The 24,059-nt window shown below is 66.8% G+C and carries 18 protein-coding genes; 2 read left to right on the top strand and 16 right to left on the bottom strand.

The annotated features are described in order from the left end of the window. Window positions 1–114 precede the first annotated feature (114 nt). On the bottom strand, window positions 115–1,176 hold the full coding sequence (locus tag ACF8ML_RS17430; RefSeq protein ID WP_016446347.1) for a DNA topoisomerase IB: 1,062 nt from the start codon (window positions 1,174–1,176) through the stop codon (window positions 115–117). Window positions 1,177–1,521: 345 nt separating this feature from the next. Further along, window positions 1,522–3,609, bottom strand: coding sequence for a catalase (locus tag ACF8ML_RS17425; protein WP_392407524.1), 2,088 nt, complete (start codon window positions 3,607–3,609; stop codon window positions 1,522–1,524). On the opposite strand from ACF8ML_RS17425, the gene ACF8ML_RS17420 reads away from it, so the two are divergent. Then, the gene (locus ACF8ML_RS17420; protein WP_275826769.1) at window positions 3,517–3,975 is read left to right on the top strand and encodes a hypothetical protein; all 459 of its coding nucleotides are present in this window, start codon (window positions 3,517–3,519) and stop codon (window positions 3,973–3,975) included. The genes ACF8ML_RS17425 and ACF8ML_RS17420 overlap by 93 nt on opposite strands. Window positions 3,976–4,176: 201 nt before the next feature. On the opposite strand, the gene ACF8ML_RS17415 is transcribed toward ACF8ML_RS17420, so the two are convergent. The 5 genes from ACF8ML_RS17415 to pdxK all read right to left on the bottom strand — a co-directional run bounded on the left by ACF8ML_RS17415 (window position 4,177) and on the right by pdxK (window position 10,930). After that, the gene (locus tag ACF8ML_RS17415; RefSeq protein WP_016451498.1) at window positions 4,177–5,166 is read right to left on the bottom strand and encodes a Ku protein; all 990 of its coding nucleotides are present in this window, start codon (window positions 5,164–5,166) and stop codon (window positions 4,177–4,179) included. After that, window positions 5,163–7,835, bottom strand: coding sequence for a DNA ligase D (gene ligD, locus ACF8ML_RS17410; protein ID WP_392407523.1), 2,673 nt, complete (start codon window positions 7,833–7,835; stop codon window positions 5,163–5,165). Before ligD ends, ACF8ML_RS17415 begins: the two co-directional genes overlap by 4 nt. Before the next feature lie 134 nt (window positions 7,836–7,969). Beyond that, a complete protein-coding gene (locus ACF8ML_RS17405; protein ID WP_016451500.1) occupies window positions 7,970–8,944 on the bottom strand; it encodes a hypothetical protein in 975 nt (324 codons plus the stop codon). A gap of 292 nt (window positions 8,945–9,236) precedes the next feature. Then, a complete protein-coding gene (locus ACF8ML_RS17400; RefSeq protein WP_279495118.1) occupies window positions 9,237–10,013 on the bottom strand; it encodes an SDR family NAD(P)-dependent oxidoreductase in 777 nt (258 codons plus the stop codon). Further along, window positions 10,010–10,930, bottom strand: a complete 921-nt coding sequence (gene pdxK, locus ACF8ML_RS17395; RefSeq protein WP_392407521.1) for a pyridoxine/pyridoxal/pyridoxamine kinase — start codon at window positions 10,928–10,930, stop codon at window positions 10,010–10,012. The genes ACF8ML_RS17400 and pdxK overlap by 4 nt, the downstream gene beginning before the upstream one ends. 172 nt (window positions 10,931–11,102) lie before the next feature. Between pdxK and ACF8ML_RS17390 the strand changes: the two genes are divergently transcribed. Then, window positions 11,103–12,251 (top strand): hypothetical protein, encoded by a 1,149-nt coding sequence (locus tag ACF8ML_RS17390; RefSeq protein ID WP_016446338.1) that lies wholly within the window; start codon window positions 11,103–11,105, stop codon window positions 12,249–12,251. A 99-nt stretch (window positions 12,252–12,350) separates the two neighbouring features. Here ACF8ML_RS17390 and ACF8ML_RS17385 read toward each other — a convergent pair whose 3' ends face one another. The 9 genes from ACF8ML_RS17385 to gcvH form a co-directional block, all read right to left on the bottom strand. Beyond that, window positions 12,351–13,052 (bottom strand): ABC transporter ATP-binding protein, encoded by a 702-nt coding sequence (locus ACF8ML_RS17385; RefSeq protein WP_026062223.1) that lies wholly within the window; start codon window positions 13,050–13,052, stop codon window positions 12,351–12,353. An 8-nt stretch (window positions 13,053–13,060) separates the two neighbouring features. Continuing rightward, window positions 13,061–13,828, bottom strand: a complete 768-nt coding sequence (gene livG / locus ACF8ML_RS17380; protein WP_016446336.1) for a high-affinity branched-chain amino acid ABC transporter ATP-binding protein LivG — start codon at window positions 13,826–13,828, stop codon at window positions 13,061–13,063. Window positions 13,829–13,880: 52 nt separating this feature from the next. Beyond that, entirely contained in the window at window positions 13,881–15,119 is a 1,239-nt protein-coding gene (locus ACF8ML_RS17375) for a high-affinity branched-chain amino acid ABC transporter permease LivM (RefSeq protein ID WP_016451503.1), read from the bottom strand. Further along, window positions 15,119–16,045, bottom strand: coding sequence for a high-affinity branched-chain amino acid ABC transporter permease LivH (gene livH, locus ACF8ML_RS17370; RefSeq protein WP_016446334.1), 927 nt, complete (start codon window positions 16,043–16,045; stop codon window positions 15,119–15,121). Before livH ends, ACF8ML_RS17375 begins: the two co-directional genes overlap by 1 nt. Before the next feature lie 100 nt (window positions 16,046–16,145). Beyond that, a complete protein-coding gene (locus ACF8ML_RS17365; RefSeq protein WP_016446333.1) occupies window positions 16,146–17,267 on the bottom strand; it encodes a branched-chain amino acid ABC transporter substrate-binding protein in 1,122 nt (373 codons plus the stop codon). A 340-nt stretch (window positions 17,268–17,607) separates the two neighbouring features. After that, complete coding sequence (locus ACF8ML_RS17360; protein ID WP_392407518.1) at window positions 17,608–18,309, bottom strand: RluA family pseudouridine synthase; 702 nt, start codon at window positions 18,307–18,309, stop codon at window positions 17,608–17,610. Beyond that, entirely contained in the window at window positions 18,306–20,534 is a 2,229-nt protein-coding gene (locus ACF8ML_RS17355) for a PAS domain-containing sensor histidine kinase (protein WP_272206773.1), read from the bottom strand. The genes ACF8ML_RS17360 and ACF8ML_RS17355 overlap by 4 nt, the downstream gene beginning before the upstream one ends. Window positions 20,535–20,689: 155 nt before the next feature. Then, window positions 20,690–23,581 (bottom strand): aminomethyl-transferring glycine dehydrogenase, encoded by a 2,892-nt coding sequence (gene gcvP, locus ACF8ML_RS17350; protein WP_016451506.1) that lies wholly within the window; start codon window positions 23,579–23,581, stop codon window positions 20,690–20,692. A gap of 71 nt (window positions 23,582–23,652) precedes the next feature. Continuing rightward, on the bottom strand, window positions 23,653–24,027 hold the full coding sequence (gene gcvH / locus ACF8ML_RS17345) for a glycine cleavage system protein GcvH (RefSeq protein ID WP_012206130.1): 375 nt from the start codon (window positions 24,025–24,027) through the stop codon (window positions 23,653–23,655). Window positions 24,028–24,059 lie beyond the last annotated feature (32 nt).

The raw sequence follows: 24,059 nt of genomic DNA, 5'->3' as shown, positions 1-24,059 counted from the left end.
ATGATCCGGCAGTTTAGGGGCTGGGATGTATGCATCTGTGTCAGTCCACAGGCACAGTGCTTGCCGGGTGGTCCGGTCCCCGCCGCCGTCGCCGCAAAGAGAGGATCAAGCGGATCAGGCGGGCCGGCGGCTGGCGCCCTGGCCACGTCGGGGCGGGGTCCGGCGGGGCCGGGGCTGGGGCTCCAGCAGGCCCAGGAACAGGCATTCCTTGGCGCTCAGCCCGCGCGTGCGCCGTGCGGGTGCAGCGGTCGCGGCGGGCGGGCATTGTCCGGGCTGCTCGCACAGGGCCAGTACCTGGGGATGGATGTAGAACTTGCGGCAAACCGTACAGGTATTGCCCAGGCGCCGCGCCACCTCGGCGATGAGGTCCGTGAAGGTGAGCGCGCCTGGATGGCGGCTGCCCGCCGGTGACGCTGCGGCGGCCATGGCCAGCTCCAGCGCGTACACGCTGGCATGCCAGGTACGGAAGTCCTTGGCACTGAAGTCCGGTCCGTCTGCCTCGTCTGCCCCGGCCTTGCTGCAGATCCTGCGGATGTAGTCGTTCACGTGCTCGGAGCGCACGTGGTGAACATCCCCCTCGTCGTCCACGAACTGGAAAAGCCGCTGCCCCGGCAGGTCCTGGCAGCGCTTGACGATGCGGGCCACGGCCCGGTCGGACACGCGGGCCTGCTGGGCGACGCCGCTCTTGCCCTTGAAGCTCAGCGTCAGCTCGCCGGCGCGCACCTGGGCGTGGCGGTTCCTGAGCGTGGTCAGGCCGAAGGATCCATTGGCTTCTGAATACTCGTCATTACCAACGCGCAGTGCCGTGCAGTCCAGCAGCCAGACGATGGTGGCCACCACGGTTTCGAGCTGCGGCCGCCCCGGCCTGAGGTCCCGCGCCACGGCACGCCGAATGGCGGGCAGATGCCGGCCGAACTCGCGCATGCGGTCGAACTTGACCTGCTTGCGCTGCTCCTGCCACTGCGGGTGATAGCGGTATTGCTTGCGCCCGCGGGCATCGCGGCCCGTGGCCTGCAGGTGGCCCCGGGCGTCAGGGCAGATCCATACATCCACATAGGCCGGTGGAATGGCCAATTTGCGGATGCGCTCCAGCGCCTGGGCGTCGCGCACGGGCCTGCCGTCCTGGTCCACATAGGAAAAGCCTTTGCCACGCCGCACGCGGCGCCAGCCGGGCATGCGGTCGTTGATATGGATGAGGTCTGCAGTCAGTGCAACCCCTGCGGCGGCGGCGGCGGAGGTGCGATGGGGGGATCGGAATAGGGCGAAGGCGCCGGAGCCGGCGGAGGATCACCCACGGGTGGCACCAGCGGCTCGGTCGGCGGCGGATTGACCGGCGGAGCGACGGGAGGTGTGGCAGGCGGTGTGGGTGGCGCAGCGATCATGGAACGGTTTCTCCTGTGATGGTGGCGGGCCGCAGCGGCCATGCAGCCGCTGCAGCAATCGCCATGCCCGGACCCCTGCACGGGGCCGAAGCGTTGACATTTGGTAGCAATGATTCGCAAAAGCCGGTGGCCTGCGGCCTCAGGCCAGCGTCCTCAGCGTGGGCTCGCGGTCCCAGAAGCGTTTCTTGGCGCCTTCGACAAAGGGCTTGGGCGTGTCGATGGGAAACACGCCATCGTCCGGCGTGATGCCCGCGGTCTGCAGGATGTGCCCGGTGGCCTTGCAGGCCGCAATGGCCTTGAGGTGGCCGAAGGCATCGCGGAACCAGTCCTGGGCAGCCGCTTCCCGGGCCAGGGCTTCGCCGCGCTGCGGCGTGAGGATGGACACCACGGCGTCGAACTGCGCCGAGGGCGATCCGGCCAGCTGGCCGTCTGCAGGCAGGTGGCTGCCGTCGTCCAGCGTGGCGCCGCCGATCTTGGGCGCAATGATCTTCACGCTGGCCTTTTGCGCCACCAGGGCCTTGTGGAAGGCGGCAATGTGTCGGGCGCTGGAGCCTTCATCCACCAGGATGGCCACGCAGCGGCCCTGCAGTGTGGGTTTCATGCGGTCGATGATGCGCGTGGCCGGGCTGGGCGGCAGCTTTTGCGGGGGCACGGCAGGCTTGGCGGCAGGCGGCAGCTGGGGCAGGCCCAGGCCGTCGGCCACGCGCTTTGCCAGGTCGGCGTCTATCACCTGCAGGTGGCCCACCACGGCCAGTCGCACATGCGGCGTCTGCACCTTGGACAGCTCGAACACCAGGGCGCTGGCGATGTGGGCCTTCTCCACCGCGCTCTGGCTGGCGTAGAACATGCGCGCCTGGCTGTAGTGGTCGGCAAAGCTTTCGGGGCGGATGCGGCCCTTGGCGCCGTCCCCGTCATCCTGGGCAAAGTGCCTGAAGCCGCGCGCCGCCGAGGCGCGCGGACTGTCGGCCTGCAGGCTGGAGGGCTCGTAGGCCACGCGGCCCTTGGGCACCTGGGTCTGCATATGGCCGTCGCGCTGGTCGTGGGCAAACGGGCATTTGGGCGCGTTGATGGGCAGCTGCGTGAAGTTGGGCCCGCCCAGGCGCGACAGCTGGGTGTCCAGGTAGGAGAAAAGGCGGCCCTGCAGCAGCGGATCGTTGCTGAAGTCGATGCCCGGGGGCAGGTTGGCCGGGCAGAAGGCGACCTGCTCGGTCTCGGCAAAGAAGTTGTCGGGCCAGCGGTCCAGCACGAAGCGGCCGATCTTGCGCAGCGGTATTTCCTCTTCCGGAATGATCTTGGTGGGGTCCAGATGGTCATAGGGAAGGGCGTCGGCCTGTTCCTGCGAGAACAGCTGCACGCACAGCTCCCAGGCCGGGTAGTCGCCGGCCTCGATGGCCTCGAACAGGTCGCGGCGGTGGTAGTCGTTGTCGGCGGCCTGCAGCTTCAGGGCCTCGTCCCAGACGGTGGACTGGATGCCCAGCTCGGGCCGCCAGTGGAATTTCACGAAGGTGCTTTTGCCTTGCGCATTGACCAGCCGGAAACTGTGCACGCCAAAGCCCTCGATCATGCGCAGGCTGCGCGCGATGGTGCGGTCGCTCATGATCCACATGACCATGTGCATGGACTCGGGCATGAGGGAGATGAAGTCCCAGAACGTGTCGTGCGCCGTGGCGGCCTGTGGAAAGCCCCGGTCCGGCTCCATCTTCACGGCATGGACCAGGTCGGGAAACTTCATGGCGTCCTGTATGAAGAACACCGGAATGTTGTTGCCGACCAGATCCCAGTTGCCCTCTTCGGTATAGAACTTGATGGCGAAGCCGCGCACATCCCGCGGGGTGTCCACCGAGCCTGCGCCGCCGGCCACGGTGGAAAAGCGCACGAAGACCGGCACCTGCTTGCCGGTTTCGGTCAGCACCTTGGCGGTGGTGTACTGCTCCAGTGAATCGGTCAGCTGGAAATAACCGTGGACACCTGTGCCGCGTGCATGGACGATCCGCTCCGGAATGCGCTCATGGTCGAAATGCGTGATTTTCTCGCGCAATATGAAATCTTCCAGCAGCGTGGGTCCCTTTGGCCCTTGCTTCAATGAATTCTGGTTGTCCGCAACCGGTATGCCCTGCTGCGTCGTCAATACAGGATGAGAGGCTTCGGCCTGCTGCTGGAGTTCTCCGCCGTGGCCAACGGGGCATTGGGATGGGGATTTCTTTTCAGCTGGGGCTTTCTTGGCCATGATGCACTCCTTGGGAATGAACGCCATGTTCTTTTGACGCGGATATTTCAAGCGGAGCAACGGTATGTTTTTCAGTTGCCGCAATGGGAAAATAAAAAAAGGGCCCGGAGGACCCTTTTTTCAGGTCATGCAACCTGCGGCTCAACGCTGCTGGTGGCTGTCCTGCTTTTGCTGCTGACCCGGCTGGTTGCGCTGAGGGTTGCTCTGCTGTTGCTGGTGGTTGGGATTATTGGGATTGCTTTGCTGCTGCTGCCCCGGATTGTTTTGTTGCTGCTGCTGGTTCTGCTTGTTCTTGTCGTTTTGCTGGTTGCTGGCCGTGTTGCCTTGAGGGTTATTGGTCTGTTGCGTCATTTCCATACTCCTTAAGTAAACAGCGATGCCGTCATCACTGCAATTTCATTGTGCTGCTTGAAAAATCCACGGCGTGTAGGAAATTCGGAAGATTACTTTTGGTAAATCATTGGAATTTGCTATGCATATCGTGGAATCCATTTTTGCGGCAAAAATGCATGTATTTTTTATCATGAAATGCCATTTTTAGATTATGCAAAACGGCAATGGTCCGTTTCATTTGGATGTTGAACGTTTTGCAGGCGCCTTGGACGCTGGCTTTCGGGGCTTGGGCGTTGTCCGGGTCGCGGGCGCTTTTGCAGCTTTTGCAGCTTTTGCCGCCGCCCCGGTATTTTTTTCCTTGGCCGCGGAGGCGGGGGCCCCGCTGCCTGCCTTGCCCAGGCTGCTCCTGAGCAGGGCGGTCAGATCCAGCACGGCTGCGTTGGCGGGTGCGGCGGGCGCGTCCTGCTGCCTTTGCACACTTTGCACGTCGCCCGCATGGGCCTTGGCCTGCACCAGCTGGTGGATTTCCTCGCTGAAGGAGTTGCGGAACTGGTCGGCGTCCCAGGCCTGGCTCATGTCCTTGATCAGTGCCAGGGCCATGGTCATTTCGGCGGCCTTGATGCCTGCGGCCCTTGCGTCCAGCGGCGGCAGGTCCAGCTGCTCGAAGGAACGGATCTCGCCGCCCCAGCGCAGCAGGTTCAGCACCAGCGCCCGGCCGCAGGGGATCAGGATGGCCAGGTGCTGCTTGGCCTGGATGACGACCTTGGCCACGCCCACCTTGTTGCTCTTGCGCAGCGCCTCGCGCAGCAGTGCGTAGACCTTCCCGCCCCGGTGCAGGGGGGCGGTGTAGTAGGGCCGCTCCAGGTAGATGAAGGGGATATCGTCGGCATCGACAAAGGCCTCGATCTCTATGGTCTGCGTGGTCTTGGGAAAGGCGGCGGCAATCTCTTCGGCGCTCAGCACCACGTAGCGGCCTTCTTCGAATTCCACGCCCTTGACGATGTCGGCCGAGGCCACCTCCTTGCCTGTGACTTTGTTGATGCGCTTGTAGCCCACGGGCTGCATGTTGCGCTTGTCCAGCCAGTCGAAGTCGATGTCCGTGCTGGCCGTGGCCGCATACAGGCCTATCGGGATGTGGACCAGGCCAAAGCTGATGGCCCCCTTCCACAGGCTGCGCGAGGAGACGGCCGGGGCCGTGCGGGGAGATGTGGCTTTCCTGGTCATCGTTGTGCTTTCCTCGTTGGCGGCGCTTCGCGGGCCGGTGCCTCGAAGCCCAGCGCCTTCATGGCGCGGCCCAGGCTGGTGGCCGCCGTGCCGTAGTGCTCCCAGGGCGAGTTGCCCAGGCGCAGGCGCTGGTCCACCGAGCGAATGGTCCAGTGCGCGCCGCCCGTGAGCCTGTCGAGCTCGTTCCAGCCCACGGGCACGGAGATGCCCATGCCGGGCCGCGCACGCGCTGTCCACGCGCAGGCCGTGGTGGCGCCAAAGCCGTTGCGCAGGTAGTCCACGAAGATTTTTCCCACGCGGTTGCGTGGCCCGCTCTTGGCCACGAAGCGCTGGGGCACGGTGCTGGCCAGGTGCTGGACCACGGCCTGGGAGAAGGCCTTGACCGTGTCCCAGTCCAGCAGCCGCTTGATCGGCACGACCACATGCAGGCCCTTGCCTCCGCTGGTCTTGAGGAAGGCCGGCAGCTCCAGCTCCTGCAGCAGCACATGCAGCAAGGTGGCCGCTTCCTGCACCTGCGTCCAGGGCACGCCCTCGCCGGGGTCCAGGTCGAAGGTCATGCGGTCGGGCCGGTCGATGCGGTCCCGGCGGGCATTCCAGGTGTGCCATTCGATGGTGTTCATCTGCGCAGCCGCCACCAGGCCTTCACGCCGCGCCACCTCCATCAGCGGCGCATGGCCGGGATCGAGTTCGGGCGCCAGGGCGGCAATGCCCTGCAGCGGCGTCTGGTCCATGTGTTTCTGGAAGAACAGCTCGCCCTCGATGCCCTCCGGCGCGCGCACCATGGCCACGGGCCGGGCCTTGAGGTGGGTGATCATGAAGGGGGCCACCGTGGCGTAGTAGCGCGCCAGCTCCATCTTGGTGATGCCGGTGGAGGGGTCGATGACACGCTCGGCATGGGTGATGGCGATCGTGGCGGGCAGGCGCGCCGCCTTGGCCATGCGGGGCGGGGCGGCTTTGTGGCGGGTTGCGGTGCGGGGTGAAGATGCGGTCGATGGCACGTGCTGTGGCTCCTCTTTTGCGATGCGGCGCGCAGGCTTGTCCGTGCGCAGGCCCTGGAATACGGCGTGGCGGATGCGGCCGTCCGCGGTCCATTGCGCGAACGAGACTTCGGCCAGCAGGGTGGGGCGCACCCAGTGCACCTGGCTGCCAAGGCCCCGGGTGTCTGCCAGCGGGGATGTGCCGGTGGCCAGGCCGTCCAGGCGCTGGCGCAGGTCGGCCAGGGTGCGTGCGTTGAAACCCGTGCCGACCTTGCCGGCCGCGTGCAGCTGCCCGTCCTCGCCATGCACGGCGAGGACCAGGGCCCCCAGGCCGGTGCGCGAGCCCTGGGGATCGGTATAGCCGGCGATCACGAACTCCTGGCGGTGGCCGCACTTGAGCTTGATCCAGTCCATGCTGCGCCTCGAGACGTAGGCGCTGCCGCGCCGCTTGCCGATCACGCCCTCCAGGCCCAGCCGGCAGGCGGCAGCCATCAGGTCGGCGGGCGGGGCGTCAAAGGCCTGGCTGAACCGAACGCGGTCCGACGGCGCCTTGTGCAGCAGCTCCTGCAACCGCTGGCGGCGCTGTTCCACGGGCTGCGGGCGCAGGTCCTGGCCGTCGTGCCACAGCAGGTCGAAGGCGAAGAAGACCAGCAGGTCGGTGTGCTCGCCGTCGAAGGCGTTCTGCAGGGCCTGGAAGTCGGGGCGGTCGTCGCTGTCCAGCATCAGCACCTCGCCGTCGATCCAGCCTGTTTGCAAGGGCAGGGCCGCCAAGGCGCGGGCCAGGGCAGGCATTCTGGCGGTCCAGTCCTTGCCGTTGCGCGTGACAAGCCGCACGGTACCGCTGTCGATGCGGGCCAGCAGGCGGTAGCCGTCGAACTTGCTCTCGAAGATCCATTGCCCGGCCTCCGTGGGCGGGCGGTCCACCAAGGTCGCCAGCTGGGGGTCGATCTCCTGCGGCATGGTCGCGGTGCCGGCGTGCTGCTTTCGTGCTGGCGCTGGCGCTGTTGCTGTTGTTGTTTCTGTCGTTGCCGCTGCTGCAGGTTCCAGGGGAAGGCCGGCCACGCTGTCGGGCATGTCCTCGACCACGCTGAATTCGCCGGCGGCGCGTTCCAGCCCGTCATGCTCCTTGATCAGCAGCCACGCGGGTTTTTTGGCATCGTCCTTGCCGCGCATGCGCACCAGGGTCCAGCGGCCCTGCAGCTTGTGGCCGCGCAACTCGAACTTGAGCTTGCCCTTGCGAAGGCCCTCGGCGGCGTCGCCTTGTGGCCACCAGGTGCCCCGGTCCCAGATGATGACCTTGCCCGCACCGTACTGGCCCGGCGGAATCTGGCCTTCGAAGCGGTTGTAGGCCATGGGGTGGTCTTCCACCTGCACGGCCATGCGCTTGTCGGCCGGGTCGTAGCTGGGGCCCATGGGCACGGCCCAGCTTTTCATGCTGCCGTCCAGCTCCAGCCGGAAGTCGTAGTGCAGATGGCTGGCCCAGTGCTTTTGAATGACGAATTGCAGGACCCCCGTGCCGGGCTGCCCTGCAATCGCGTCGCTGGAAGGTTCTGCCGAGGGCTCCGGCGTGCGCGTGAAGTCGCGCTTTTGCCGGTAGGCCGCCAGCGAAGCGGCAGCCTTGTCCTGCCCGCCGGCCGCAGCAGCCCGCCGCGGCTGCTGCGTGACCGGGTGGCTGCGGCGCGGTGCGGGCATGCGGCGCTCCTTCAGAACATCAGTGCAATCAAAATGATGATGGGAATGGGCACGCCCAGAAGAAAAAGCAGTATGGATCGCATGAATGGCCTCCGTTCAATGAATGGTTGGATGGTGTTGACTGCGATGCAGGATCAAATGGCATCGCGTTGGCGGCCACCCCAGGTGGCGCACAGGCTGCCCACAAAGGCGCCCAGCATCAGGGAAACAAACAGCCAGAGCATGGAATGGGCGGTGGCCTTTCGCGTTTCTTCAGCGGCCTGCTTGGCCTTTTGCTTGGCCTCTTCTGCCTTTTGCTCGGCCTGCTTTATCTGCATCTGTACGGAATCAAAGGTGCTTCGCACTTTCTTTTGCGCTTCTTCCACCGGAATATCGGAATTGCGCGCAATCAGCTGGGCCAGATATTGCTCATCGGCCGCAGAAAGCTGGCCGGTGCGCAGCGACTGGGCAAAGATCACGCCGGCCTCCCGCGTGGCGCTGGCCATGTCGGCAGGCGTTGTGCTGCCGGAGGTTGCCGCGGAATTGCGGAACAGGCTGCCGGTCCAGTAGGCCAGGCCCTGGGGCGAGGCATCGGCGCCCGAGGCACCGGCCATGGCTGCGGCACCGCCAGCAGCCGCACCGCCGGCGGCGCCGATCGCGCCACCCACCACGCTGGAGGCGCTGGTGGCCACGGTCTGCGCCGCCTTGAAGGCGCCGGACACCGCACCACCGGCCGCAGCGCCCATCAGGGCCACCATGGCCAGCGTGGCCAGCGCCCAGGACAGAAAGCCGTGGGCCGTGTCGCGGAAGTAGACCTCGTCCGTATGCACGCCTTGCCAGCGGGTGCGCAGCCGCCCGGCCAGGTACCCGCCCACGCCGGCGGAGGCCAGCTGGGTGAAGGCGATCCAGGCCACGGCCGTCCACCCCAGGGCGCCGGCATCCATGCCTTGGCCGGTCCATACCGAGACAGACGACAGGCCCAGGCCCGTGCCCAGAATGAACAGCAGCAGCGACAGCGAGGCCGCCGCCATGGCGCCCGCGAATATCGCCGCCCATGAAACACCGCTGACGGATGTATTGGCCGCAGGGACCACTGGCGCTGCCAGGGGATCGGAATAGGCAATGGACATGGCTGGATTTCCTGGAGTTGAGTGCCCCATTCTTGCCAGCCGCAATAAATGCCACTGTAGGAGGATTGGAAAAGCGGGACTGGCAAACGCAGACGAAAAACGTCATCCTTTGCCAGATGACGTTTTTGAAGGCAATGCGCGGCCTGGATATGGGAAATGATTCCTGCAACCGGTAAAACTTGCGGAATATTTTCCAGTGCGAAGGGCTGGATTGTTTCCGGCAGCACGGCGATATGTTTCTGTCTGCTGCCGGTGTTTTTATTGCTGCATCGGGCCTGCCAGACCCGTACGTTCAGGGCTGGCGCACGTCGGCCACGACCTGCTCGCCAAAATCCGCGCGCTGCAGCCAGCCCAGCACCAGGGTGGCGGCCTGCTCGGGCGTGGACAGCTTGCCGCCCTCCTTGAGCTGGGCGAAGTTGCCTGCGTCGGGAAAGGCTGCGGCATCGGCGCTGCGCAGCTGCACCTGCATGTCGGTGTCGATGACGCCGGGCGCCAGCGAGCAGATGCGCGCGCCGTGGGGCTTGAGCGCCTCGTCCAGCGCCACGCTGCGGCTGAAATGGTCCATGCCGGCCTTGGCCGCGCAGTAGGAGGCCTGCGAGGCAATGGCGCGCCGCCCCAGGCCGGAAGAGATGTTGAGCACCTTGCGCGGCACGGCCGTCCAGCCTTCGGTGGCGGCCAGGAAGGCGGCCGTCAGCAGCATGGGCGCCTCCAGTCCCACGCGCATGGCCTGGGCGATGTCGGCGGGCCGCAGCTGCGACAGCGGCGCGATCTGCGGAATCACGCCCGCGTTGTTGATCAGGGTGACGCTGGCGTAGCGCGTGGCGTCCAGCCCGGCGAGCCATTCGCCCAGCCTGCGGGCCGCTGCCTCGGGCTCGCCCAGGTCCACGCTCCACTGCTGCAGCGGGGCGCCTGCCGTGGCGGCGGCCCGGTTCAGGTCTTCGCTGGTGGAGCGCGACAGCGTGACCAGCTCATGGCCGGCATCGAGCAGTTGCCGGGCCAGGGCCAGGCCCATGCCGCGCGAAGCGCCCGTGAGAATCGTCAGGGAAAGGAGAGGCGATGCATTGTTCATGCGGGCGATGGTATCGCTTGTGCCCGTGCTGCCGGTGCTGCCTGCGCGGTCATTGCCCGGGAGGCGACGGGGTCCGAGGGCAGCAGCAGCTCGGCGCTGCGCGCCTGCCGCGTGCGCTCCAGCGCCTGCACGATGCGTTCGCAGGCGCGCTCGGCCGCCTCGCGCAGGCTGGCGCCCTGCAGCCAGTGGCCGGTGAGCGCGGCGCTGAACAAGTCGCCCGTTCCCTTGGGCACCGTATCCACGCGCGCGTGGGTGACCACATGCACGTCCTCGCGCGTGACCAGCGCCACGCGCATGCGCAGTGCATGCTCGCCGCCCAGCTCGGGCGCCGCGCTGGTCACGGCCACCCACTGCGTGCGGCCGGTCAGCAGGCTGCGCGCGGCCTGGACCACATCGTCCATGCCGTGCACAGGGCGCGCGGTCAGCCGTTCCAGCTCGAAATGGTTGGGTGTCAGCCCGTCGGCCAGGGGCAGCAGGTGGCGCTGGTAGGCCTCGACCATGGCGGGGTCCACGTAGATGCCGCTGTCGTGGTCGCCGATCACCGGGTCCACCACCACGCGCAGGCCGGGGCGCTGCTGCAGCAGGCCCGCCACCCAGTCCGCCAGCAGCCCGGCCTGTTCCGGCCCGCCCAGGTAGCCGGCCAGAACGGCCTGCAGTTGCCCGAGCGCGCCGCGCGCGCCCAGGTCCTGCAGATAGCCCGCAAACCACTCGGCGGCAATTGCTCCGCCGTGGATGCTGGGATAGTGCGGCGTATTGCTGAACACCACCGTGGGCACGGCCGCCGCCGCCAGTCCCATGGCCTGCAGCGTGGGCATGGCCACGTTGTTGCCAACGCGGCCGTAGACGACCTGGGACTGCACGGACACCACGTCGATGGCCAGGGGGTGCAGCATGTCATGGGGGGCGGGGGCGTTCATGGGCGGCCTTGCGGGTGGTAATTCTTGGGCGAAGCTGCATTTATAGCGCTGCCATGCGAGGGCCGGCAGCACAATCCAGGGAGCACGGCCAGACCACTTCCAGAATCGCGGCAGCGGGATTGGAGCGCCATGCAAGAATGGTTTTTTCCGCGCGCATGCATCTCGCTTGAACATGAATTCCCCTTCAGAAATCCAGGCCCTGTATTCGAAATTCAGCGGTGCCGAGGCCTCGGAGCGATTGAGGGCCGAGATCCGCAGCCAGGTCGCAAGCTGGCGCTGGGCGTCCGACTCCATGAGCTTTGACGAACCCTATGCCCGTGAGCTGTTCGGCGGCCCTGCCGCACGCTGGCTCAGCGATGGGCGGGCAGACCCGCAAAAGCATGTGCACCACGGCTTTGATGCCCAGGGACGTATCGTCATCGAATGCCGGTCCAACGCGCGCGAGCAGGTATGCCTGTACACGCCCGGCCAGCGCACAACCGTGTCGTGGCATGGAGGCGGCAGCATCGATTCCGTCAGCCAAAGCCGCTACGAGGAGGGGCGGCTGGTCGCCCATCACATGCACCTTGGCTACCGTGGCATGGACAGCCGTTATGAGTACGACGGCCGGCAACTGCAGTGCAGCGTGACCCGGAACTGGGAAACCCGTGAGAAGCCCTGGCTCACGCGGCATGTGTTCGTGCATGGCGCGGACGGCGTTCTGGATCGCATCCACCTTCAATACCTGGACACCCAGGGCCAGCCCGAGCCGGGTGCCGACAGGCTGCTCTACCTGCGCCTGCCCAGGGGCGAGACGCTGAAGACCGTCGAGGCGCGTGTGCAGCAGCTGCTGGAGCAGTCACTGGCCACGGCCTTGCAGCAGATCCCACGCGGCGAACCGCTCTACGGTCTTTTGCTTTGCTACACGCATGAGGACCTGACTGCAGCCTGGCCGCCTTTTCTGGTCTGGGGGCGCGAATCCTATCGGCGCGCGGTGCTGGAGCGTGGTGAAGAGATTCCGTATTACCTGTGGGCGCCGGACGAGATACGCGGCATGGGCGAGGCCGATGAGCACTGGTTCTCCGATGAGGCGCTAGGCGAAGCCTGCCTGCTGCATGGCCAGTTGATGGAGATGAAGCAAAGCAATGCCTCGGCCATGCGGGTGCTCAGGCACATGCTGCCCTTGCTGGAGAGCATGGTCAGGCAGGCGGGCCTGCCCGTGACCGATGATTTCGTGGTGGCCTTTGCCGACAACACGGGCGAGGTCGATCCCTTGAAGGCCATGAAGGCCCGTCTGCCGGATGCGCATTGGGCGTTGCTCAAGCAGCGCGGCCTGGTGTGAGGTCTCGCGGGCTCTGAAATGAAAAGGCCCGCCGAATGGCGGGCCTCCGTTCAGTGCCGGCGTGCAGTATTGCCGGCGTTTTGCCGGGCGCGCAGGCGCTCAGGCGCCCAGGTAGGCGCGGCGCACGGCGTCGTTGGTCAGCAGGTTGGCGCCGGTGTCCTCCAGCACCACCTTGCCGGTCTCCAGCACATAGCCGCGGTCGGCGATCTGCAGGGCGCGGTTGGCGTTCTGCTCGACCAGGAAGACCGTGACGCCAGCGGCGCGGATGGTCTGGATGATCTCGAAGATCTGCGCAATGATCAGCGGCGCCAGGCCCAGCGTGGGTTCGTCCAGCAGCAGCAGGCGGGGCTTGCTCATCAGCGCGCGGCCGATGGCCAGCATCTGCTGCTCGCCGCCCGACATGGTGCCGGCGCGCTGGTGGGCGCGCTCGCGCAGGCGCGGGAAGAGGCCGAACACATGTTCGATGCCGGCCTCGATCTGCGGCTTGTCCAGGAAGAATCCGCCCATCTTCAGGTTGTCGGTGACCGTGAGGTCCGAGAAGATGCGCCGCCCTTCTGGCGAGACCGCAATGCCCTTGCGCATGATGTGGTGCGAAGGAAGCTGGGTGATGTCCTCGCCCTCGAACGAGATGCGACCCGAGCTGGCGCGCGGGTTGCCGCACACCGTCATCAGCAGTGAGGTCTTGCCGGCGCCGTTGGAGCCGATCAGCGAGACGATCTCGCCCTGGTTGACGTGCAGGCTGACGCTGTCGACCGCGCAGATGGCGCCGTAGTGGGTGGAGATGTTCTCCAGTTGCAGCATGGCAGGCATCAGGCTTCTCCCAGATAGGCCTTGATGACCCGTTCATCGTTGCGAATGGCATCCGGCAGACCCATGGCGATGGGCTTGCCGTACTCCATGACCAGGATGCGCTCGGACACGCCCATGACCAAGCCCATGTCGTGCTCGATCAGCAGCACGGCAATGCCGTACTGGCGGCGCAGCTGGTCGATCAGGCCCTGCAGGTCCTTTTTCTCCTGCGGGTTCAGGCCGGCGGCGGGTTCGTCGAGCATGAGCACGCGCGGCTTGGTGATCATGCAGCGCGCGATCTCCAGGCGGCGCTGGTGGCCGTAGGCCAGGTTGCCGGCCTCGCGGTTGACGAACTCGCGCAGGCCCATCACGTCCAGCCAGTGCAGGGCGCTCTCGATCTTTTCCTCTTCGCTGCGGCGGTAGCCCGCCGTGTTGAACAGGCCCGACAGCAGGTTGACGCCCGAGCGGCGGTGCTGTGCCACCAGCAGGTTTTCCAGCACCGTCATGGACTTGAACAGGCGCACGTTCTGGAAGGTGCGCACCACGCCGTGGTTGGCCACGTGGTGGCTGCTGCGCCCCTCGATGGCGCTGCCGTCCAGCGCGATGGAGCCGCTGCTGGGCTGGTAGAAACCGCTGATGCAGTTGAACACCGTGGTCTTGCCGGCGCCGTTGGGGCCGATGATGGCAAACACTTCCTGCGGACGCACGTTGAAGCCCACGTGGTCCACGGCCAGCAGGCCGCCGAAGCGCATGCACAGGTCTTTGACTTCTAGCAAATACTCGCTCATTGCCGGCCCTTGCTGCTATCTGTTGTCCCAAAAATCATGGTGTCGGCATGCCTCATGAGCGCACCTCCACATGGCGACGGCGCATGGGCAGCAGGCCCTGCGGGCGCCAGACCATCATCAGCACCATCACCAGGCCGAAGATCAGCATGCGGTACTCGGAGAACTCTCGTGCCAGCTCGGGCAGCACCGTCAGCAAGATGGCCGCGATGATCACGCCCAGCTGCGAGCCCATGCCGCCCAGCACCACGATGGACAGGATCAGCGCCGACTCGATGAAGGTGAAGGACTCGGGGTTGACGATGCCTTGGCGCGCCGCGAAGAAGGCACCGCCGAAGCCGGCGAACATGGCGCCCAGCGTGAAGGCCGACAGCTTGATCTTCATGGGGTTCAGGCCCAGCGAGCGGCAGGCGATCTCGTCCTCGCGCAGTGCCTCCCAGGCGCGGCCTATGGGCATGCGCACCAGGCGGTTGGAGATCCACAGCGTGACCACGGCCAGCAGCAGCGCCATCAGGTACAGGAAGATCACCATGTGCAGCGAGCTGAACTCCAGCCCCAGGAACTGGTGGAACGTCGTGCCGCCCTCGGTGGAGGGGGTGCGCGTCATCTCCAGGCCCAGCACCGTGGGCTTGGGGATGCTGGAGATGCCGTCCGGCCCGCCCGTGATGCTGGTCAGGTTGACCAGCAGCAGGCGGATGATCTCGCCAAAGCCCAGGGTCACGATGGCCAGGTAGTCACCGCGCAGCCGCAGCACCGGAAAGCCCAGCACGAAGCCGAACATCGCGGCAGCGGCACCGGCCAGCGGCAGCGCTTCCCAGAAGGACCAGCCGGCCCAGTGGAAGAGCAGCGCATAGGTGTAGGCGCCCACGGCGTAGAAGCCCACGAAGCCCAGGTCCAGCAGGCCGGCAAAGCCCACGACGATGTTCAGGCCCAGGCCCAGCATCACGTAGATCATGGCCAGCGTGGCGATGTCCACCGCGTTGCGGCCCGCAAAGAACGGCCAGGACACGGCGATCAGCAGGGCCGCCAGCATCAGGCCGTTGCGGTGGCTGGGGCGCGCCTGCGGCAGCGAGGGCAGCGAGACCTTGGGCATCTTCGCCGCGATCAGCGGGCGCAGCAGCTGCACCAGGAAGACCAGGGCGCAGGCCCAGGCCACCACCGTCCAGTCGGGGTTGATGATGGTGCGGGTGCCGGCGCGTTCCAGGTGCAGGCCGAAGATGGGCGTGACGACCACGGCCGTCATCACCGTGGCGATCAGGGCGTCGCGCAGGTTCAAAGTGGGTTTGGTTTTCATCAGACCTTCTCCACTTCAGGTTTGCCCAGCAGGCCCGTGGGGCGGAACAGCAGGATCAGCACCAGCAGGCCGAAGGCCACGATGTCCTTGTACTCGGACGAGATGTAGGCTGCCGCAAAGGTCTCGGCCACGCCCAGCAGCACGCCGCCCAGCATGGCGCCGGGGATGGAGCCGATGCCGCCCAGCACCGCGGCCGTGAAGGCCTTGATGCCGGCCAGAAAGCCGATGAACGGGTTGAGCTTGCCCACGGCCAGCGCGATCAGCACCCCGCCCACGGCCGCCAGCATGGCGCCCAGCACGAAGGTGAACGAGATCACGCGGTTGGTGTCGATGCCCAGCAGGCTGGCCATGTGCATGTCCTGGGCGCAGGCGCGCGAGGCGCGGCCCATGCGCGAGTGGCGGATGTACAGCGTCAGCAGCACCATGAGCACGATGGCCACCACGATGATCAGGATGCGCGAGTAGGGCACATAGATCTCGAAGCCGCCTTCGGCACCGAAGCGCAGCGCGCCCGGCAGCAGCGAGGGCACGGCCATGTCGCGCGCACCCTGGCCCAGGGCCACCCAGTTCTGCAGGAAGATGGACATGCCGATGGCCGAGATCAGGGCCACCAGGCGGGGACTGCGGCGCAGCGGCTTGTAGGCCACCTGCTCCACCACCAGGCCATAGACGCCGGTGACGAAGACCGAGACCACCAGCATCAGGCCGATGATGGCCCACACCGGCAGGCCGCTTTGCGTGCCTATGGCCGACAGCGTGACCAGGCCGATGTAGGCCCCGATCATGTAGATGTCGCCGTGGGCGAAGTTGATCATCCCGATGATGCCGTAGACCATCGTGTAGCCGATGGCGATCAGGGCATAGATGGCGCCCAGGGACAGTCCGTTGAACAGCTGCTGTATCAGCTGAGGTAAGAGTTCTGACATGGTGTAATGCCGCCCCAAAACAGGAAAAGGCCTAAAAGGCCAGGATGCAGACGACCGGGACACGCCGAATGCGTGCCCCGGTCAGTCAGACGGAGGGGGATTACTTGGCAGCGACCGACTTGCTGCCGTCCTTGTGCCATTCGAACACCTGGAAGTCGAAGGACTTCAGGTCGCCCTGCTTGTTCCAGCCCACCGAGCCCAGAACGGTCTCGAAGTTGGACTTGTGCAGGTGGTCAGCCACCTTGGCGGGGCTGTCGCCCACGGCCTTGATGCTGTCCAGCAGCACTTGCGTGGCGGCAAATGCGGTCAGCTGGAAGGCGCCCGAAGGATTGCGCTTCTTGTCCTTGAAGGCCTTGACCACGGCGGCGTTCTTGGGGTTGGCCGAGAAGTCTGCGGGCAGGGTCACCAGCATGCCTTCGACGGCGTTGCCGGCGATGGCGTTGACTTCGGGGTTGCCCACGCCTTCGGGGCCCATCATGCGGACCTTCAGGCCCTGCTCGGAAGCCTGGCGCAGCAGCAGGCCCATTTCGGGGTGGTAGCCACCGTAGTAGATGAAGTCCACGCCGGCGCTCTTGAGCTTGGTGATGACGGCGGAGTAGTCGCTGTCGCCGGCGTTGATGCCTTCGAACAGGGCCACTTCCACGCCGGCCTTCTTCAGGTCGTCGCGCACGGAGGATGCAATGCCCTGGCCATACGACTGCTTGTCGTGCAGCACGGCAACCTTCTTGGGCTTGGCCTTTTCCAGGATGAACTTGGCGGCGGCCGGGCCCTGTTGGTCATCGCGGCCGATGGTGCGGAAGATGAAGTGGTAGTTCTTGCCGTCGGTCAGGGCGGGGGACGTCGCCGAGGGGGTCACCACGACCACGCCTTCGTTGTTGTAGATCGGGGCTGCGGCAATCGATGCGCCCGAGCAGACGGGGCCGATCACGTAGCCGATCTTGGCGTTGACCACGCGGTTGGCGGCCACGGGACCTTGCTTGGGTTCGCAGGCGTCATCGACGGACACCAGCTCGATCTTCTTGCCGTTGACGCCGCCGGCCGCATTGGCCATTTCCACGGCGGTGTTCACGCCTTCCTTGACCATGTCGCCGTACTGCGTCAGCGGGCCGGTGGTGGGAACCACCATGGCGATCTTGATTTGCGCATGCGCTGTGGAGAACAGGGCGGCGCCAGCCAAACCCAGGGCGGCGACGACGGTGTGCATGCGGAACGGAATGCTCATGAGTACTTCCTTCAACTTTGGGTAAAGCGTTCTGAAAAACGCGGTGGCTCCTGTAGGGGCTAGCCGCGCAAAGAAGCACAGGTTAATCGCCTGGTTACCAATGGCAACAGGGTATCCCGGGGCTGGCGCGGCAACAGGCTTTTCGCTAAGGCTCCCATCGCGGCCTGCGCCCTCGGGCGGGGGCTGTTTTGGCCGAAGAAAACGGCTGATGCCGACGATGCACCCTGACGGTGCTTCATGAAGTCAATATGACCAACTGCAAGAAGGGGAAACACGTACGCTGAATGTTGCATTGCAGCAACGTACGCGGTGGCGATGATTTGCGTGTTCCTGCGATGGATCAGAACGGCGCGGTGGATTCGAAACGCAGCGTCTCGCCAGACAGGGGATGCGCCAGCTCCAGCAGCTGCGCATGCAGCAGCAGGCGCGGCGACAGCGCCTGCACGGCGGCATCGGCATAGAGCGCATCGCCCAGGATGGGATGGCCCAGCGCTGCCATGTGCACGCGCAGCTGGTGGGTGCGCCCCGTCACGGGCTGCAGCTGCACCCGCGTGGTGATTGCGTCCCGGACTTCGGTGGCTTGCGCGCCTGGCAGGGCGCGCCACAGGGTCTGGCTGGGCTTGCCCTGCACGGCATCGATGATGCGCAGCGGGCGCCGCTCCCAGTCGGCGGCAATCGGCAGGTCGATGCTCTGCCATGCGCCGGCTTGCCGCGCGGCGGGGCTGCCTGCCACCACGGCCACATAGCGCTTGTGCACGCGGCGCTGCGCAAAGGCCTCGCTCAGCAGGCGCTGGCTGGCCAGGCTGCGCGCCATGATCACCAGGCCCGAGGTGGCCTGGTCCAGCCGGTGCACGACCAGCGCATCGGGCCAGCGCTGCAGGGCGCGGGCGCTCAGGCAGTCCTGCTTGTCTGGGCCGCGCCCGGGCACGCACAGCAGGCCGCTGGGCTTGTCCAGCACCAGCAGTTCGGCATCTTCGTGCAGGCAGATGACGCCTGCGCCGTCACCTGCACTGGCGCCGCCATCGCGTTGCTCAGGGGTCAAGCCGTTCCCCGCTCATTCAGCAGCCTGTGCACCGTGGCGCACAGCTCTTCCACGTCGTTGGGCTTGTGGACCAGGGCCCTGGCGCCTGCAGCCAATGCGGCCTGCTCGATCTCGGTGGTGATGTAGCCCGAGGCCAGCGCGATGGGCAGCTGCGGCTGGATGGACAGGGCCTCGTGCACCAGGTCGATGCCGCTGTAGCCGGGCATGTTGTAGTCGGTGACCAGCAGGTCGCAGTCCTGGGGCGCGGCGCGCAGCGCCTCGATGGCCTCGTGCGGATCGGTGAAGCCGCTGACCTGGTAGCCGCGCCGGCGCAGCAGGCGCTGCACCAGAAAGACCAGGGCCTGGTCATCGTCCACGTACATCACATGCTGCTGCGCGGCCTGCGGGTCGGGCAGCAGGGCGAACTGCGGGCCGGTCGGGGTTTCCGCGGCAGCCAGGGGCTCGGGTGCGCTGGGCAGCGCCTGGGCGGCGAGGGGCTCGGCCGGTGCAGAGTCGGCCGGCGTCAGGGGGTCGGCCGGAGGAAAGTACAGCGTGAAGCGGCTGCCCTGGCCGGGGATGCTGTACACGTCCACGGCGCCGCCGTGGTTGCGCATGACACCGTGCACCACGGGCAGGCCCAGGCCCGTTCCCTGGCCCACGGGCTTGGTGGTGAAGAAGGGCTCGAAGATGCGCTGCAGCGTGCGTGCGTCCATGCCGGGGCCGTTGTCCTGCACCGACAGCGCCACATAGCTGACGGGCGGCAGGCCCAGGCGTTCGCACAGGCGCTGGTCCGGGCGCACCAGATCGGCATCCATCTGGATCAGGCCGCGCCGCTCGCCCAGGGCGTGCATGGCATTGGTGCACAGGTTGAACAGGGCCTGCTCCACTTGCATGGCGTCGGCCAGCATGGGCGGCATCTGCGGCGGCACGTGCACCTGCAGCTCCACGGCGGGCGGCAGGGTCACGCGCAGCAGCCGCGCCGTGTCGCCCATGACCTCGCGCGCCTGCACGGGCTTGCGCTGCGGCGGTTCATTGCGGCTGAACGTCAGGATCTGGCGTACCAGATCGCGCGCGCGGCGGCCGGCCTTTTCGATCTCCTGCAGGCTTTCGATGGCTGCGGCATTGCCGCCGCAGTCGGCCTTGGCCAGCTCCACATTGCCCAGGATGGCGCCCACGATGTTGTTGAAGTCGTGGGCAATGCCGCCGGCCATGGTGCCCAGGGCCTGCATCTTGTGCGATTCGCGCAGCTGCTCTTCCAGCTCGTTGCGCTGGGCCTCGGCCTTCTTGCGGCTGGTGAGGTCGCGCGCGAACACGGTGGTGGTCTCGCCGCCGCTGTGGTGCTCGAAGGAGACGCTGACCTCGACCGGGATTTCGCGGCCGCTGGCCGTGCGTGCCGTCATCTCGCCCAGCACGGCCTGCGTGGTCAGCGGCGCAAAGGACAGGGCCTGGGCCGCATCGGGCAGGAAACGCTCCAGCGGACTGCCCAGCGCGTCGTGCGGCGGACACAGAAACAGGGCGGCAGCCGTGGGATTGAAGACGGTGATGCGCTGCTCGTGGTCCAGGCAGATGATGGCGTCCAGGGCCGAGTTGATGACCGATTCGAGCCGCCGCTCGCTCAGGAACAGCTGGTGGTTGCGCTGCTGCAGCGCCAGGCGCTCGGCCAGCAGCGGACCCTGGTCGACCACGGCGCACAGGTACTGCGCAATGGGCGGGCCGCTTTGCTGCGGGATGGCGATGCAGGCCACATGCAGGTCGGCGCGCAGCTGGTGCTGCTCGGTGATGTCGAAGCAGACCTCGTGGGCCTCGGTGCGGCCCAGTTCGCGTGCCGCAACGAAGGTCTCGCGCACGCGCTCGGCGTCGTCAGGGTGCACGAAGGGCGCGAAATTGACCAGCAGCCGGTCATGCTCGGTGGGCTGGAAGGCGCTGTGTGCCATGGCGTTGGCCTGCACCACCATGTCGTGCTCGTCCACCACCAGCAGGGGCAGGGGAATGCTGGCAAACAGGGCTTCGAAGCGCTCGGAGGCGCTTTCGGCCACGGCCTGGCTATAGTCCAGCACGCGGTTCTGGATCTCCAGCTCGCGCTGGTAGTTGCGCAGCTCGGCGACCAGGGCCTGCAGCGGATCGTCTTCGGGCTGGAAGGAGGGGAAACGTTCGACGGGGGGCAGGTCGGCGCCGGGCGCCAGCAAGGCATGCAGGGGCAGGTGCTCGTCGTCGCGAGGCTGGTCGGAAGGGTCTTGGCTGCTCATCGCGTGCTGGCGCTGGGGAAAGCGGCATCTGCCGCACAAATCCTGGTTGCCCGCGCCTGGCGTCCGGCAGATGGACCGGGGCCCGGCGCGGGCAGGGCCGCAGTGTACGCGCGCCGGGCGGGGCGCCACAAGCGCCCCTTTGGGTGGCAGGTGCTTCAGCTCAGGTAAGCGTCGACCGGGATGCAGCTGCAGTAGAGGTTGCGGTCGCCGTAGACGTTGTCCACCCGGCCCACGGGACACCAGTACTTGGACTGGCGCAGGGCAGCCACGGGGTAGGCGGCGGCCTCGCGGCTGTACGGGTGGGCCCATTCCGAAGCCAGCAGGGTCTCGGCCGTGTGCGGCGCGTTCTTGAGCGGGTTGTCGTCCTGGGGCAGGCGGCCCTGCTCGATGGCGCGGATTTCCTCGCGGATGGCGATCATGGCGTCCACGAAGCGGTCCAGCTCGTACAGGCTTTCGCTTTCGGTGGGCTCCACCATCAGCGTGTTGGGCACGGGGAAGGACAGCGTGGGCGCATGGAAGCCGTAGTCGATCAGGCGCTTGGCCACGTCCTCGGCCATGACGCCCGTGCTTTCCTTGAACGGGCGCAGGTCCAGGATGCACTCGTGCGCCACATGGCCGTGCTCGCCCGCGTACAGCGTGGGGTAGTGGTCGCGCAGCCGGGCGCTGATGTAGTTGGCGCTGAGGATGGCGGTCTCGGTGGCCAGGGTCAGGCCCTGGGCGCCCATCATGCGGATGTACATCCAGCTGATGGGCAGCACGGCCGCATTGCCCAGCGGCGCGGCACTGATCGCGCCCGTGCCGCCCGCAAGGCCCGTGGTGGCATGGCCGGGCAGGAAGGGCACGAGATCCTCGACCACGCAGACGGGGCCCACGCCCGGGCCGCCGCCGCCGTGCGGGATGCAGAAGGTCTTGTGCAGGTTCAGGTGGCTGACATCGCCGCCGAAGCTGCCCGGCGCGGCCAGGCCCACCAGGGCGTTCATGTTGGCGCCGTCCACGTAGACGCGGCCGCCGTGGTCATGCACCAGCTTGCACAGCTCCTTGACCTGGGTCTCGAACACGCCGTGCGTGCTGGGGTAGGTGATCATGATGCAGGCCAGGTTGGCACTGTGCTGCTCACACTTGGCCGCCAGGTCCGCCATGTCGACGTTGCCGTTGGCGTCGCAGGCGGTGACCACCACCTGCATGCCCACCATCTGCGCGCTGGCGGGGTTGGTGCCGTGGGCGCTGCTGGGAATCAGGCAGACGTTGCGGTGCGACTGGCCCCGGCTCGCATGCCAGCCCTTGATGGCCAGCAGGCCCGCGTACTCGCCCTGGCTGCCGGCATTGGGCTGCAGGCTGATGCCGGCGTAGCCCGTGGCCTGGCACAGCCAGTCGCGCAGCTGCTTGTCCAGTTCCGCATAGCCCTGCTGCTGGTCGGCCGGGGCAAAGGGGTGCACCTGGGCGAATTCGGGCCAGGTGATGGGAATCATCTCGCTGGTGGCGTTGAGCTTCATGGTGCAGGAGCCCAGCGGGATCATGCTGCGGTCCAGCGCCAGGTCCTTGTCCGACAGCTGGCGGATGTAGCGCAGCATGGCGGTCTCGGAGCGGTGGGTGTTGAACACCGGGTGCGTGAGGAAGGCGCTGCTGCGGCGCAGTCCGTCGGGAATCAGCGGCTCCACGCCCTTTTCGAAGGCGGTGAAGCTGGGCAGGGCCTGGCCGTCCCGGGCGAAGATCTTCCACAGCAGTTCGACATCGGCGCGCGTGGTGGTCTCGTCCAGCGAGATGCACAGGTATTCCTTGAAATACACGCGCAGGTTGGCGCCCAGGGACACGGCACGCTCCACGATGGCCTGGGTGGCCGCGCCCGTGTGCAGGCTCAGCGTGTCGAAGCTGGGCGCCTCGCGCAGCGGCGCGCCCAGCTCGGCCAGGCCGCGCGCCAGGATGGCCGTGTACGAGGCCACGCGGCGGGCGATGCGCTCCAGGCCCTCGGGGCCGTGGTAGACGGCGTACATGCTGGCCACCACGGCGGGCAGCACCTGGGCCGTGCAGATGTTGGAGGTGGCCTTTTCGCGGCGGATGTGCTGCTCGCGCGTCTGCAGTGCCAGGCGGTAGGCGGGCTTGCCGTGCACGTCCACGCTCACGCCGACCAGGCGGCCGGGCAGGGAGCGCTTGAACTCGTCGCGGCAGGCCATGAAGGCGGCGTGCGGGCCGCCGGCGCCCATGGGCATGCCAAAGCGCTGGGTGGTGCCCACCACGATGTCGGCACCCCATTCGCCGGGCGGCGTGATCAGGGTCAGCGCCAGCAGGTCGGTGGCCACGATGAAGGCGGCCTGCTTGCCATGGGCCTTGTCCACGTCGGCGCGCAGATCGTCGATGCGGCCGCTGGTGGCAGGGTACTGGGCCAGCACGGCGAAGTAGTCGCCCTCCATCAGCTGGTTCCATTCCTCCAGCGAGTTGGCCAGCAGCACCTCGATGCCCAGCGGCGCGGCGCGCGTCTGTATCACCTCGATGGTCTGGGGGTGGGCATCGCCGGCCACCACGAAACGGTTGCTCTTGCTTTTGACGGAGCGCTTGGCCAGCGTCATGGCCTCGGCGGCCGCCGTGGCCTCGTCCAGCATGGAGGCGTTGGCAATCGGCATGGCCGTCAGGTCGCAGACCATGGTCTGGAAGTTGACCAGGGCCTCCATGCGGCCTTGCGAGATCTCGGCCTGGTAGGGCGTGTAGGCCGTGTACCAGGCGGGGTTCTCGAGAATGTTGCGCAGGATGACGCCGGGCGTGTGCGTGCCGTAGTAGCCCTGGCCGATGAAGCTTTTGAGCAGCTGGTTGCGGCCTGCCAGCGCCTTGAGTTCGGCCAGCGCCTGGGCCTCGGTGGCCGCTGGCGGCAGCGCCATGGGCTGGTGGCGCCGGATGGAGGGCGGGACGATGGCGTCGATCAGCGCATCGCGCGATGCCGCGCCGATGGCGCTGAGCATGTGGGCCTCGTCTTCGGGCGCGATGCCGATATGGCGGGCCACGAATTCGGTGGCGTTCTCGAGGGCGGCAAGGGGCTGGGTGGAGGACATCAGCATGGAGGGACCTGTCTCAAAAGCTGAAAAGCGCCAGGGCGGGCCCTGGCGCCCGTCCTGGCCGGAAAGTGGCGTCAGTTGCTCTGGGCAAAGGCCGTGTAGGCGGCTTCGTCGAGCAGCGCGGCCAGCTGGCCTGCGTCGCTGAGCTTGACCTTGAAGAACCAGCCTTCGCCCAGCGGGTCGCTGTTGGCCAGGGAGGGGTCGTCGCGCAGGGCCTCGTTGACTTCGACGATCTCGCCGCTGACGGGCATGTAGACATCGGCGGCGGCCTTGACGGACTCGACCACGCCGGCCACATCGCCCTGGTTGAAGCTGGTGCCCACGGCGGGCAGGTCGACGAACACCACGTCGCCCAGCGCGTCCTGCGCGTGGAGGGTGATGCCGACGATGGCCGCGTCAGGGTTGGCGGCGTTGATCCACTCGTGGTCCTTGGAATACTGGATGCTCATGGCTTGCTCCGATAGAAACTGAAAAAACCTGT

It is taken from the genome of Delftia sp. WSY_10 (assembly GCF_043104705.1).
Classification (GTDB): Bacteria; Pseudomonadota; Gammaproteobacteria; order Burkholderiales; family Burkholderiaceae_C; genus Comamonas; species Comamonas tsuruhatensis.
This window is presented reverse-complemented; position numbering and strand designations above follow the sequence as displayed.

Coding starts and splice junctions, on each gene's coding strand:
- ACF8ML_RS17430 (WP_016446347.1), bottom strand. CDS start 1,176: ATGCCCGGCTGGCGCCGCGTGCGGCGTGGCAAAGGCTTTTCCTATGTG.
- ACF8ML_RS17420 (WP_275826769.1), top strand. CDS start 3,517: ATGAGAGGCTTCGGCCTGCTGCTGGAGTTCTCCGCCGTGGCCAACGGG.
- ACF8ML_RS17425 (WP_392407524.1), bottom strand. CDS start 3,609: ATGGCCAAGAAAGCCCCAGCTGAAAAGAAATCCCCATCCCAATGCCCC.
- ACF8ML_RS17415 (WP_016451498.1), bottom strand. CDS start 5,166: ATGACCAGGAAAGCCACATCTCCCCGCACGGCCCCGGCCGTCTCCTCG.
- ligD (WP_392407523.1), bottom strand. CDS start 7,835: ATGCCCGCACCGCGCCGCAGCCACCCGGTCACGCAGCAGCCGCGGCGG.
- ACF8ML_RS17405 (WP_016451500.1), bottom strand. CDS start 8,944: ATGTCCATTGCCTATTCCGATCCCCTGGCAGCGCCAGTGGTCCCTGCG.
- ACF8ML_RS17400 (WP_279495118.1), bottom strand. CDS start 10,013: ATGAACAATGCATCGCCTCTCCTTTCCCTGACGATTCTCACGGGCGCT.
- pdxK (WP_392407521.1), bottom strand. CDS start 10,930: ATGAACGCCCCCGCCCCCCATGACATGCTGCACCCCCTGGCCATCGAC.
- ACF8ML_RS17390 (WP_016446338.1), top strand. CDS start 11,103: ATGAATTCCCCTTCAGAAATCCAGGCCCTGTATTCGAAATTCAGCGGT.
- ACF8ML_RS17385 (WP_026062223.1), bottom strand. CDS start 13,052: ATGCTGCAACTGGAGAACATCTCCACCCACTACGGCGCCATCTGCGCG.
- livG (WP_016446336.1), bottom strand. CDS start 13,828: ATGAGCGAGTATTTGCTAGAAGTCAAAGACCTGTGCATGCGCTTCGGC.
- ACF8ML_RS17375 (WP_016451503.1), bottom strand. CDS start 15,119: ATGAAAACCAAACCCACTTTGAACCTGCGCGACGCCCTGATCGCCACG.
- livH (WP_016446334.1), bottom strand. CDS start 16,045: ATGTCAGAACTCTTACCTCAGCTGATACAGCAGCTGTTCAACGGACTG.
- ACF8ML_RS17365 (WP_016446333.1), bottom strand. CDS start 17,267: ATGAGCATTCCGTTCCGCATGCACACCGTCGTCGCCGCCCTGGGTTTG.
- ACF8ML_RS17355 (WP_272206773.1), bottom strand. CDS start 20,534: ATGAGCAGCCAAGACCCTTCCGACCAGCCTCGCGACGACGAGCACCTG.
- gcvP (WP_016451506.1), bottom strand. CDS start 23,581: ATGCTGATGTCCTCCACCCAGCCCCTTGCCGCCCTCGAGAACGCCACC.
- gcvH (WP_012206130.1), bottom strand. CDS start 24,027: ATGAGCATCCAGTATTCCAAGGACCACGAGTGGATCAACGCCGCCAAC.